Source organism: Nodularia sp. LEGE 04288, from assembly GCF_963896525.1.
In the GTDB taxonomy this organism is placed as follows: domain Bacteria; phylum Cyanobacteriota; class Cyanobacteriia; order Cyanobacteriales; family Nostocaceae; genus Nodularia.
The window spans coordinates 1-12467 of record NZ_CAWQOY010000097.1; the positions used below are offsets into that span (position 1 = coordinate 1).

The 12467-nt window shown below is 40.2% G+C and carries 13 protein-coding genes and 1 pseudogene; 9 read left to right on the forward strand and 5 right to left on the reverse strand.

Annotated features, from left to right (window positions below):
• Positions 1-124: 124 nt before the first annotated feature.
• Positions 125-1189 (reverse strand): DUF3326 domain-containing protein, encoded by a 1065-nt coding sequence (locus AACX33_RS08825; protein ID WP_193998095.1) that lies wholly within the window; start codon positions 1187-1189, stop codon positions 125-127.
• A 100-nt stretch (positions 1190-1289) separates the two neighbouring features.
• On the opposite strand from AACX33_RS08825, the gene AACX33_RS08830 reads away from it, so the two are divergent.
• Positions 1290-2069 (forward strand): hypothetical protein, encoded by a 780-nt coding sequence (locus AACX33_RS08830; RefSeq protein WP_227788984.1) that lies wholly within the window; start codon positions 1290-1292, stop codon positions 2067-2069.
• Between the two features lie 49 nt (positions 2070-2118).
• Here AACX33_RS08830 and AACX33_RS08835 read toward each other — a convergent pair whose 3' ends face one another.
• Together AACX33_RS08835 and AACX33_RS08840 are read right to left on the reverse strand one after the other, a co-directional pair.
• Entirely contained in the window at positions 2119-2301 is a 183-nt protein-coding gene (locus AACX33_RS08835) for a hypothetical protein (RefSeq protein WP_193998096.1), read from the reverse strand.
• 170 nt (positions 2302-2471) lie between these two features.
• Positions 2472-2789, reverse strand: a complete 318-nt coding sequence (locus tag AACX33_RS08840; RefSeq protein WP_193998097.1) for a 2Fe-2S iron-sulfur cluster-binding protein — start codon at positions 2787-2789, stop codon at positions 2472-2474.
• 285 nt (positions 2790-3074) lie between these two features.
• Between AACX33_RS08840 and acnB the strand changes: the two genes are divergently transcribed.
• The 6 genes and pseudogenes from acnB (at position 3075) to AACX33_RS08870 (ending at position 8219) form a co-directional block, all read left to right on the forward strand.
• On the forward strand, positions 3075-5735 hold the full coding sequence (gene acnB, locus AACX33_RS08845; RefSeq protein WP_193998376.1) for a bifunctional aconitate hydratase 2/2-methylisocitrate dehydratase: 2661 nt from the start codon (positions 3075-3077) through the stop codon (positions 5733-5735).
• Positions 5736-5875: 140 nt separating this feature from the next.
• Complete coding sequence (locus tag AACX33_RS08850; RefSeq protein WP_227788992.1) at positions 5876-6046, forward strand: type II toxin-antitoxin system RelE family toxin; 171 nt, start codon at positions 5876-5878, stop codon at positions 6044-6046.
• Positions 6047-6060: 14 nt separating this feature from the next.
• Positions 6061-6258 (forward strand): type II toxin-antitoxin system Phd/YefM family antitoxin, encoded by a 198-nt coding sequence (locus tag AACX33_RS08855; RefSeq protein ID WP_193998098.1) that lies wholly within the window; start codon positions 6061-6063, stop codon positions 6256-6258.
• 32 nt (positions 6259-6290) lie between these two features.
• A complete protein-coding gene (locus tag AACX33_RS08860; protein ID WP_193998099.1) occupies positions 6291-6551 on the forward strand; it encodes a hypothetical protein in 261 nt (86 codons plus the stop codon).
• Between the two features lie 102 nt (positions 6552-6653).
• Positions 6654-6932, forward strand: a pseudogene (locus AACX33_RS08865) (type II toxin-antitoxin system VapC family toxin); the annotation flags it as partial.
• A gap of 177 nt (positions 6933-7109) precedes the next feature.
• Entirely contained in the window at positions 7110-8219 is a 1110-nt protein-coding gene (locus AACX33_RS08870) for a DNA methyltransferase (RefSeq protein ID WP_193998100.1), read from the forward strand.
• Between the two features lie 11 nt (positions 8220-8230).
• On the opposite strand, the gene AACX33_RS08875 is transcribed toward AACX33_RS08870, so the two are convergent.
• Positions 8231-8902 (reverse strand): BglII/BstYI family type II restriction endonuclease, encoded by a 672-nt coding sequence (locus tag AACX33_RS08875; protein ID WP_339383012.1) that lies wholly within the window; start codon positions 8900-8902, stop codon positions 8231-8233.
• On the reverse strand, positions 8902-9150 hold the full coding sequence (locus AACX33_RS08880; protein ID WP_227788987.1) for a helix-turn-helix domain-containing protein: 249 nt from the start codon (positions 9148-9150) through the stop codon (positions 8902-8904). Before AACX33_RS08880 ends, AACX33_RS08875 begins: the two co-directional genes overlap by 1 nt.
• Before the next feature lie 315 nt (positions 9151-9465).
• Here AACX33_RS08880 and AACX33_RS08885 point away from each other — a divergent pair, with 315 nt between their 5' ends.
• Both AACX33_RS08885 and AACX33_RS08890 read left to right on the forward strand, forming a co-directional pair.
• Positions 9466-11094: a purple acid phosphatase family protein gene (locus AACX33_RS08885; RefSeq protein WP_227788988.1), complete on the forward strand. Its 1629-nt coding sequence runs from the start codon at positions 9466-9468 to the stop codon at positions 11092-11094.
• A 262-nt stretch (positions 11095-11356) separates the two neighbouring features.
• A complete protein-coding gene (locus AACX33_RS08890) occupies positions 11357-12424 on the forward strand; it encodes a D-alanine--D-alanine ligase family protein (RefSeq protein WP_193998102.1) in 1068 nt (355 codons plus the stop codon).
• Positions 12425-12467: the final 43 nt, after the last annotated feature.

Genomic DNA, 12467 nt, shown 5'->3' on the forward strand with positions numbered 1-12467 from the left:
GGGGCAGGGGGCAGGGGAGAAGAAGAATGGTTGCTAAGTAACCGGAAGTTTAAAATAATTTCTTACTCCCCCTTGCTCCCTGCTCCGGTGCGCCCCTGCTTCTTCTGGGGAGTGGGGAAACAAATTACATAATAACTGGCTTTAATGAGGATATTTTCGGACTGAGGGCGGCGGGATTTATCCCAGCTTTGTGGGCTACTAATACACCTACTGCCTCTAAATATGAGTTTACCCGTATCGATGTGATTCCTAAAGCTTCGGCGGGAACCTGGATGAGAGTTTTATTTTCTGCCACAGTGATAATTTGGCATCGCCTTTGGTTTAAACTCATTAAGGCACTACTACCACAAGCATTTGCAGGTGCGATCGCACAATCCACTTGATCCGCCCAAATATCATCTGCTAAAGCTGTCATTGAGTGTTTTTCTATAATAAATTGTGGGGCGCGACTCAAACCCACAAGCACACATGGTAAAAAAGTATAACCTAATTCTTCCGCAGCCGAACGAGGCGATAAATTCGGTTCTGGGGGGGCGCTGGCTAAGGCTGGAGCATGGGCGCAGGGAATTTTGAAGGTGCGGACGATTAAATGGCTAATTACGGCTTCTGCACCCGCTAAAGGGTCTACACCTTGGCCTTGACGATAGTTTTGTACTGCTTGTTCATCCATATTATCGGGGAAACGGGCGACAACTGCGATCGCATCCGCCCCGGCTTTGTTAATTAATATTTCCGCCGCCCTGAGTAAACTGTCAGGGTTGCCAATTGTTCCCCAACTAGCCCCTGATGCTGATGTGCGTAATTCTACGTTTAAAGGTGCATCAGTAACTACATAATCTGTGAGAGTTAAACCCAGGGTAGCCCTGGCTGCGTCGGCTGCTTGGAGGTGTCGCAGTTGTAATTCTGGTTCAATACCTTGGTCTAAAAGCAACCCGATTTTATTATTCCGCACCGGGCGTAAACCCCAGCATCCAGAGGCGAATTTGTCCAGTCCGTAACCTTCCACATACAGCGTGTTAGGGAGGTTCCAATACAAACTTGCACCATTGAGGACATTGGGGTGAGTAATTAGGCGATCGCACACCTGTGATATAACTCTAGCTACAGGCAAAGCATCACCCGCATAACCGCCAATCGCCGCCCCCACCCCAGTAGGTATAATTAAAATAGCCGTATAAGGACGTTGCATAATTCTCTTTTGGGTAATGAGATAAAAACTTACGTTTGTTGATGCTATGAAAAGGGAACTCTAAGAAAATAACAATCCCAGGGTTTCCATAAGTAAAAGTATGAAAGAGAAAAAAAACAAGAGAGAATTCTATATTACTGCCTTATATCTGGCTAAATTTAATCAACGTGCCTTTACAGAGCTAGGGTACAATAATTTGACAGAAGCATCTAGTCAAGTTTCTCAGGCGTTAGGTTATGCAGAAGCATCAATAAAACAGTGCCGTGATAAGTTTGATCCATTATTGCCGAATAAAAGACAAGGTTATAAAAAACCGCCATACAAAACAGTAAGAGATATTTTTGAAGAATTCGATAATTATGAGTTTGAAGAATTCTCACAAATTGTCAAAAATATTTTACAAAAGCCTCCCTCAAATCCTTTATTTTCTACTTTAAAACCTGAACAACTTAACCAGTTAGAACAAACACTCAAAGCAGAACAAGAATACAAGCAGGAAGAAAAAAGTGAGGAAGAAAAGAAATGTGTATTAGCTTTGTGGGAAATTGAAGGAGGTGATAGAGAAGTACCTATTATTGATTATGAATCATGTTTATTAGTAGGAAGAGCAGACTTAATCACAGATAAAGAAGTGATTGAAGTAAAAGATATCAAAAACTGGAAACACGCTGTGGGACCAGTCTTTGCTTACTGGTACTACTTTTCAGAATATCCTACTTCAGTAAATAAGCAACTAATTCCCAGGATTCACTTATTTAGAGGTAATGGATTTGATGACTACAAAATAACACTTTGTGAATCATTAATGAAAACAGTTTTTTATCCTCACACAGATTCAATTAGAGTAACTTATGCAGAAGATTTTGATGAATTCATTTGAAATAGTGAGTAATGAGTGCAGAAAAGTCTCACTCATTACTCATTAGTTATTAATCAGAAGCTTCTGTAGTCACAACAGCTTCAACACCAACCTTTTGCTGTGCTTCATCCACAGAAGTAATCGCCCAACGAAGAGGTTCGCCTTGCTTTTGCAATTCAGCTTCAATTGCTTTTTCCAACTCAGTTGGAGTCTCTTGCAAATCAACTTCTGCGGTAATAAAATGAGTTGTCATGGCGGTAAGTCCTTTATATTTCCAGTTTCTAGAATAACTTAATTTAACAGTTATAAATCACTCCTACACTTGGCGAACTTGGCGACTTGGCGGTTCGTTCATCTTTCTCATCAGTTACCAGTCATCAAATAACTTATAATTATTGACAACTGATAACTGTTCATTGATTATTAGCCTTTACCAAACTGCAATTGATAAACGATATCTTCCTTTTCCGTCTCAATTTTCAAATCAGAACGGGGATAAGAAACACAAAGCAAAGCATAACCTTGTTTTTGGAGTTCTGAACTAACGCCCATACAATCACTTTGGTCTACGGTTCCCTCAGTAATTAGACCAGCGCAAGTTGTACAAACTCCTGCATTACAAGAATTGGGAAAACCTAGACCAGCAGTTTCAGCCACTGATAAGATTGTTTCATCTTCAGGAACTTGTAAAGTATAAATTTGGCCTTGGTGGTTAATTTCAACGGTGTAAGTGTTGGACATATAAAAAAAGGTGATGCAACGGACAAATTAATTATTTTATCTGATAAATAGACTCACCAGACAACGAAATTAAATGAACAAAATAAAAACGGGTTTGCTCGTAGCCTATCAAAGTTCAAATATATTTGATTGAGAAAGACTATACTGAAAGTATAGACTAAAATTGCCAAAAATTGATTATCAGTAAGACTTTCAGCGATAAGACTAAGGTAAACTTTTATAGCCAAATTTTGCCGAAAAATATTTCATAATTAAGGGGAGAAGATCCCAATGGAGAAGACAAAAATGCTAGAACAATACCGTCATCATGTTGCGGAACGCGCCCAACTCGGTATTCCCCCTTTACCATTGGATGCGAAGCAAACCTCAGAACTGTGCGAATTGCTGCAAAATCCACCAGAGGGTGAAGAAGATACATTATTACATTTATTGTGCGATCGCGTCCCCCCCGGAGTAGATGAAGCAGCTTATGTGAAAGCCGGATTTCTCACAGCCATTGCTAAAAGCGAAATTACCAGTCCTTTAGTTTCTCCCATCGCCGCAGTAGAATTACTGGGAACAATGGTAGGCGGCTACAACGTTCAATCTCTCATTGATTTACTGCAAGTTTCTACTGGAGAATCAAAAGAGGGAGAAACACCTTTAGTCATGGGGGGTGAAGGTAGAGAACCCATCGCCGCTTACGCCGCAGCCTCCCTGAGTAAAATTCTTTTGGTGTATGATGCTTTTCATGATGTTTTGGAATTATCCCAAACAAATCCTTTCGCCAAGCGAGTGGTTGACTCTTGGGCAAATGCTGAATGGTTTACTATTCGCCCCACAGTACCAGAAGCCATTACCGTCACAGTGTTTAAAGTCCCTGGGGAAACCAACACCGATGACTTATCCCCAGCGACCCACGCCACAACCCGCCCGGATATTCCCTTACACGCCTTAGCCATGCTAGAGTCACGGCAACCGGGAAGTTTAGAAACCATTGCCCAGTTAAAGCAAAAAGGACATCCACTAGCTTACGTCGGTGATGTTGTCGGTACTGGTTCCTCGCGCAAATCTGCCATTAACTCAGTATTGTGGCATTTAGGAAATGATATTCCCTATGTACCAAACAAACGCGCTGGGGGTTATATTTTAGGTAGTGCGATCGCGCCAATTTTCTTCAACACTGCCGAAGATGCCGGTGCTTTGCCCATTGAATGCGATGTCAGCAACTTAGAAACCGGTATGGTAATTACCATCCATCCTTACAAAGGCGAAATCACCAACGAAGTCGGCGAAATCATTTCCACCTTCACCCTCAAACCCGAAACCATTTTTGATGAAGTCCGCGCTGGTGGACGCATTCCCCTATTAATTGGACGTACCCTCACCGACAAAACCCGCGAAGCATTGGGTTTAGAAGCCAGCAGCTTATTTATTCGTCCTCAACAACCCAACGATACAGGCAAAGGTTACACCCTCGCCCAGAAAATGGTCGGTAAAGCTTGCGGTTTAGCCGGTGTTCGTCCGGGGACATCATGCGAACCCCTAATGACTACCATTGGTTCTCAGGATACCACTGGCCCCATGACCCGCGACGAATTAAAAGAACTCGCTTGTCTGGGTTTCAGTGCAGACTTAGTAATGCAGAGTTTCTGTCACACAGCCGCATATCCCAAACCGGTAGACATTAAAACTCACCAAGAACTCCCAGATTTCTTTGCCCAACGGGCAGGTGTCGCCTTACGTCCCGGAGATGGTATCATTCACTCTTGGTTAAACCGGATGCTGTTACCCGATACCGTGGGAACAGGTGGCGACTCCCATACCCGCTTCCCCTTGGGTATATCCTTCCCCGCAGGTTCTGGGTTAGTAGCCTTTGCCGGTGCATTGGGTGTCATGCCCTTAGATATGCCAGAATCAGTATTAGTACGATTCAAAGGTGAATTGCAACCCGGTATCACCTTACGAGATATTGTCAACGCCATTCCTTACGTCGCCATTCAAAAAGGTTTGCTGACAGTAGATAAGCAGAATAAGAAAAATATCTACTCAGGGCGAATTCTGGAATTGGAAGGTTTACCAGATTTGAAAGTCGAACAAGCCTTTGAACTTACCGACGCTTCCGCAGAACGTTCTTGTGCAGGTTGTACAATTAAGCTGAGTGTAGAGACAGTTTCTGAATATCTGCGTTCCAATGTCAGTCTGTTAAAGAACATGGTAGCTAGGGGTTACACAGATGCACGTACCATTATGCGCCGGGTGGCGAAAATGGAAGAATGGTTAGCCAACCCCACCCTAATGGAAGCTGATGCAGATGCGGAATATGCAGAAATCATTGAAATTGATTTGAACGAAATCACAGAACCAATTGTAGCTGCACCTAATGACCCTGATAATGTCAAATTATTATCAGAAGTTGCTAATGACCCAGTACAAGAAGTATTTGTAGGTTCTTGTATGACCAATATCGGTCATTATCGAGCCACTGGTAAAGTATTAGAAGGTGCTGGTGCAGTTAAAGCCAGGTTGTGGATTTGTCCCCCCACCCGCATGGATGAACACCAATTAAAAGCCGAAGGTGTGTATAACATCTTTGAAGCTGCGAATGCGCGTACAGAAATGCCTGGATGTAGCTTATGTATGGGTAATCAGGCGCGAGTTGAAGATGGTACAACTGTGTTTTCTACCTCAACGCGTAACTTCAACAATCGCATGGGTAAAAATGCGCGAGTTTACCTTGGTTCGGCAGAATTAGCCGCAGTTTGTGCGTTGCTGGGACGCATTCCCACAGTGCAGGAATACTTGGATATTGTGGCAGAAAAGATTCATCCTTTTGCTGATGATTTGTATCAGTATTTGAACTTTGATCAAATCGCCGGTTTTGAGAATGAAGGGCGCGTAATTGCTTTGGAAGATATGCCCAAACTTGAGGATCTTTTAGGTATGCCGCCGGCTGTGACGAAGTAGATAATATAGTAGGGTGGGTCTGGATAGACTCACCTGAAATAAACTTAAACAGGTGAAAATATGTGCAGTACCAAATAGAATTTAAACCCAAAGCAATTAAAGATTTATAGAAAATTCCTGTAAATGACAGAGAACGCATTATCAATAAACTTGAAGCAATGCAATATGATTTACAGGGAGATGTAAAACGCTTAACAAATTTTACCCCCGAATATCGTTTAAGAGTAGGTGATTATCGAGTTTTGTTTGAATTAGCAGAACAGACTATCATTATATATAGGGTCAAGCACCGCAGTAAAGCTTATGAATAAAAGGAAGTTACAAAATGATTGAATTACATCCGGAATTTTTAACAAAAAATGGTGAAAAACAATTTGCAGTTTTACCTTATGAGGGGTTTTTAAAGATTAAGCAATTGTTAGAAGATTTAGAAGATTTAAGGGATTTGCGGGATGCTAAGGAAGAAGAAAAAGATACTGTAACACTATCTTTAGCTGATGTAAAAAAGATGTTACTATCTTGATGGTTGTCAATTATTAAAAGGTAAACAAGATCATGTTAAAAACTTTTAATGCTATTTTGAAAAATAATTCTATTCAATGGATTGATGAAACTCCTGAAATAGAATTAGATAGTTCAATAAAGGTGCATATTACTTTATTAGAAGAAACAGCAACAGCTAAAACAAAATCTCATGGTAAAAAAATGGCAGAAGCGTTAAAGAAAATCTCAAAAAAGAATATTTTTGCTGAAATTGATCTGCAGAAATGGCAACAAGAAATTCGTCAAGATCGCTCTCTTCCTAATCGTGATTAAATGATGTTACTTGATAGCAATATTATTATCTATGCAGCACAAGTAGAAAATGAGTTTTTAAGGGAATTTATTGCATAAAATTTTCCTTATGTATCTGCTCTTTCTTATATGGAAGTATTGGGTTATCATCAGCTAAATGATGAAGATAAAACCTATTTTGAAGAATTTTTTAATGCTTCTCAAATCTTACCAGTTTCTCAAGCAGTAATTGAGCAAGCTGTGAGACTAAAACAAATTAGAAAAATGTCTTTAGGGGATGCTATTATTGCAGGCACAGCATTAGTTTATGATTTAACTGTTGTTACCAGAAATACAGATGATTTCCGTTGGATTAATGAATTAAAATTACTTAATCCTTTTGATAGATTGGAAAAGGAATAATTTGAACTCTATCAAAGCAACTGAGTGATTAAGGAAAGGTGTAGCAACGGATTTTTCGGCAATTTGGTTTTACTGATGAGGAGATTGAAGAAATTTTAAATAAATAATTTAACACTAATAATAACCTAAACTAGGTTATTATATATTTTTAGCCTTAATTCTGAGGTCAATACAAAGGTGAAGATTAAACACGAGAATATACCTGTAGACCAAATTATATTACAAGATAGCTTGGAAATCCTGCATAAGTTGCCAGATGATTGTGTCGATTTAATCGTATCTTCACCACCCTATAATCTGGGTAAAGAATACGAATCTAAGCAAGCCCTTGATATTTATTTACAAGAACAAACAGCCGTATTAAGCGAATGTAGCCGCATTCTCAAAAAGTCCGGCTCGTTATTTTGGCAAATAGGAGCTTTTGCTGATAAAGGGATGTTGATTCCTTTAGATATTCGGTTTTTTCCTATTCTAGAATCTTGTGGATTAATTCCTCGTAATCGCATTATCTGGGCTAGACAGCATGGACTACACGCTAAAAAAAAGTTTTCGTGTAGACATGAAACTATTCTCTGGTTTACTAAATCTGATAGTTATAAATTTAATTTAGACGCTATTAGAGTTCCCCAAAAGTATCAAAATAAAAAGCATTTTCGAGGAAATCGTAAAGGCGAACTTTCATGTAATCCAGATGGTAAAAATCCTGGCGATATTTGGATATTTCGGAATGTCAAGCATAATCACGAAGAACAGACTGTCCACCCTTGCCAGTTTCCAGAAGATTTAATAGCCAGAATTATCTTAGCTACAACTGAAAAAAATGATATTGTCTTAGATCCTTATATGGGTACTGGTACTGTAGCAGTTGTTGCTAGAGATTATGAACGCCATTTTATAGGAACAGAAATTGAACCAAAATATCATCAAGTTGCCCTACGTCGTCTCAGTGGTGAACCTGATGAAAACGGATATTTTCCCAATTTAAAAACATTGCGCGATTACGTTGAAAAAACTGGTCAATCTATCGAGAAATTTAAATTTGATTTGCAAATAGGAAATAAAGCTTCAGAACGCAGCAAAGCAAAAATTTATCCAGAAGAGTATCACCTGCAAGAAATGGAAGAGAGATTACTGTATGAAGAAGCTGCTTTTAGCGCTAGTTTGCGAGGTGAAGAAATTCCTGTAGATCCCAAACTAAATGGGAATGGAAAGAAGACATCTCCGCCAAATCAAACAGCCAAACCAATAGAACAAGGCGAACAAATTCAACTGAGGTTATGGAGTTAATATGTTTATTTTTACAATAAGCGAAGTATGCAACGACTGCGGTTTGATCTTCCTGCAAGTATTTGGCATTGACCACTAACTCTAGTATTGACATTTCTAGAGTATCTTTTTGATAAATACTCAGTCCAAACGACAGGTACTGTTGTATTTGATTGTTCAAATAATCCCACCAGTCGAATTGGTACATCAAAAACTTTGTTTTCCGCCAATGCTGTTAATTGATTAACAGCTTGCTCGTAATAAAGAGTGCTATTTGAAGCAGGAAACATGAGAGCTTTTGTCACTAAAATTACCAAATTAGTTTGATATCCAGCAAATTCAGTTTTAGATTTAAAGAACAATTCTGAACGTAAAGTATTATTGAGTAAGAAAGGATAGTTAGAAAACTGGATTTCAATGACAATGCCAGCTTTAGCAAAATCAATGTCTGTACCCAAAAATCTAAAGGGTGCTGGAATAGGGATATTTGATTGCCAGCCACGATTAATAAAAGCAGTTTTAATGTATTCGTTAGTACCTACTGGGTCGAATATTGGATTACCCTGAATTCCTGCTTGATCTGAAGCTTTGATATGCAGAGGCATTGCAGTAAGGATTGTGCTAACTTCATACCATTCGTTTTTGTATTGGGTATTAATGATTTTATCTGCTGCATTAAAGTCAATATATTGAATAATTATAATTAATTCTCCTTTTGGGTTTTCAGCAGTTCTTCAATAAAAGCAAGTGGATCTATTTCCAGCACTTGAACGATTTCCAAAAATTCAATTAAGTCAAGACGACGCTCCCCACGTTCATATTTTGATACATAAGATTGCGGACGCTTTAACTTAGCTGACAACTCTGCTTGAGTGAAATTTGCTGCTTTGCGAACTTCAATCAGCATCTGGCGAAACCGATTATATTCCTCGCTGTAAACTGATTTAGGCACTTGATCTGGCCTTTGCTGGGCGATGTGTATTCGATCTCAATGACAGTTAGTCTGTTTCATCTTAAAACCTAAGATAGGATAAACCCAAAACGGGTTTTTAAAAATATCAGGTATTGTCTCTATAGTCACATTCCATCAGCACCCATCTACAGATTAGGACTATTAACTTAACCACCCTTTAAACTTGCCCATGTATAATGCCAAAAGCCTGCAATTCTCCGGGTAATTATGGCGAAAACCAAACGGCTAACGTTTATAATTTTCTTTGTTCTATGCCTTACCCTGGTAAACGTGCGTTCATTTGGGCAAACAACTATGATATCAGCACCGCATCTGCTGACAGACCCATTTTTGCAACTACCAACTGCAAACTCTGTGCAAGTAGTTTGGTTTACAGAGTTTTCTGGTAATAAACACGTAGTTACCTACGGGGAAAATCTGGATAAATCAAGCTTGGCTAGAACCACTAAACTCAGCCGCACACGAGAAGACCAGCAATCAAAAGTAGCAAATCAAACGATAAATCAACCTGTTCAACGTGAGATTTGGCGACACGAAGCCGAGGTGACTGGGTTAACGCCTGGTGTGCGTGTTCCCTATCGTGTGATGAGTAGGCGCGAAGATGGCGCAAGTGTCAGCAGCAATGTTTTTACCCTCGCACCGACCCCAAAACCAGGACAAGCACTGAAGATTCTACTGACTTCAGACCATCAGTTAAAACCGATGACAGCCGCAAATCTGCAAAAGGTCGTGGAAACTGTGGGACAAGTTGATGGGGTGTGGTTCGCTGGTGATTTAATTAATGTGAGCGATCGCGCCTCGGAATGGTTTGATGATAGTCGGGGTGGTGCATTATTTCCGGCGTTGCAAGGTCGTGCTAACTATGAAATGTCAGACAATGGCGTAAAAACAACCTATACAGGCGGTGAAATCATTCAACACGCCCCCATGTTTACAGCCATTGGTAATCATGAGGTGATGGGGCGGTTGGGAAGAACAAACAGTTTAAACGATGAATTTAATGATCCCATTCCCCGTGAAGTTGCTCAAAGATTATATAGTGGGAAATCTTTAATAGATAATTCTTTTAATACACATACATACGAAGAAATTTTCAGCTTACCCCAAAGTAAAACAGGTGGAAAAAAGTATTATGCAGTTAGCTTTGGCGATGTGCGTTTGGTGGTACTTTACATTACCAATACGTGGCGGACTCCTAACTTAAATACAGCATATAAAGGTAGATATAAAGAAGCAGCACAGGATTTAGAACATCCAGAAAATTGGGGTTATGGACAGTTAATTTTTGAATCAATTACTAAAGGTAGTCAGCAATATAATTGGTTAGAAGCAGAACTGAAAAGTCCAGAATTTAAACAAGCCAAATACAAAGTTGTGATGTTCCATCATCCCCCCCATACTCTGGGTGATAATATCGTTCCAGCCTATACTAATCCAGTCCAAATAATTGAACGTGATCAAAACGGTAAAATCACCGCAGTTCGTTACGAATATCCCAAAAACGCAGATTACATTAATCGTGATGTTGTCCCCTTACTAGAAGCGGCTGAGGTGCAATTCGTATTGTATGGACATTCCCATTTATGGAACCGCTTTGTTAGTCCTAGTGGAATGCACTTTCTCGAAACATCAAATGTGGGTAACTCTTATGGTGCGGCTTGGGGGGACAAAAAACGAGAAATACCAATTGGATATAAAGAAGATTATGTTGCACTGGGTGATCCTTACGGGTTGAAACCAGTCATTCCGACAATTGCACCTTTGTTAGGCGAAGATAATCAACCGCTTCCTTATATAGCTAGTAACGACATTACTGTTTTTAGCATCTTTGACACAGGCAAAGGAATAGTAACCAGCTATTATTTTGATACCAGTCAACCCGATTCAGATGTAGTGAAATTTGATGAATTTAAATTGAAATAATTCGGCGTATTATGTTGTGATTGATTATCGAACCGCCTTGGCGCTAGCCTCTCCCTTTGGGAGAAGTCGCCTTCGCGTAGCGTCTCCCCTTGGGAGAAGAGCGCCAAGAGAAGAAAGACAGAAATTCACAAATGATTTAGGACTGATATTTACAAAACTTTCCAACCTACCCCAACCAGATTTCTAGTCATGACAAAAAAATATAGCAACCAGAGCAGGTTATGATACGCTATCTGCCAGAGAACAGAAAAAGGTACTAAAAATGACTAAACTGCGGGTGGGACTGCTGTTTGGGGGTCGTTCCGGGGAACATGAAGTTTCAATTAGTTCAGCAAGAGCGATCGCTAAAGCCTTAAGTGCAGAGGAAAATGCTAATAAGTACGAAATCCTGCCTTTTTACATCCAGAAAGACGGATGCTGGTTAGCCGGAGAAATACCCCAACAGATTCTAGACTCTGGTATTCCCCACATAGAAGCCCAAAACCTGAGTCCCTGGAAATTACCTGATCAAGTCACACAAGTGGATGTGTGGTTTCCCATTCTGCACGGCCCCAACGGTGAAGACGGTACGATTCAGGGATTACTGACATTAATGCAAATCCCCTTTGTCGGTTCTGGGGTATTAGGTTCAGCGTTGGGTATGGATAAGATTGCCATGAAAATGGCCTTTGAGCAAGCCGGATTACCCCAGGTAAAATACAAAGCCTTAACCAGAGCGCAAGTTTGGTCAAATCCTTGTATATTTCCCAAACTCTGCGATGAAATTGAAGCCGCTTTGGACTATCCCTGTTTTGTCAAACCTGCTAACTTAGGTTCATCAGTGGGTATTGCCAAAGTGCGATCGCGTCAAGAGTTAGAAGCCGCCCTAGATAATGCTGCTACTTACGACAGACGGATCATCGTCGAAGCAGGCGTAGTTGCGAGAGAAGTAGAATGTGCCGTATTAGGTAATGATCAAACCAAAGCCTCTACCGTAGGAGAGATTACCTTCGATAGTGATTTCTATGATTATGAAACTAAATATACAGCAGGTCAAGCAGATTTACTGATTCCAGCAGCCCTCCCAGATGCAGTCAGCCGCCACATCCAAGAGATGGCATTACAAGCCTTTGCAGCTGTTGACGCTGCGGGGTTAGCAAGGGTAGACTTTTTCTATGTAGAAGCTACCGGAGAAGTATTGATTAACGAAATCAACACCTTCCCAGGCTTTACTGCTACTAGTATGTATCCCCAACTCTGGGCGTATAGTGGCATACCCTTTCCGGAATTAGTAGATCGGTTAATTCAATTAGCTCTAGAAAGATATTCTGGTCACGAATCGAAGTCATAACGAAATTAACAATTCACGAAAACCCCTAATTTTAGCAAAAATC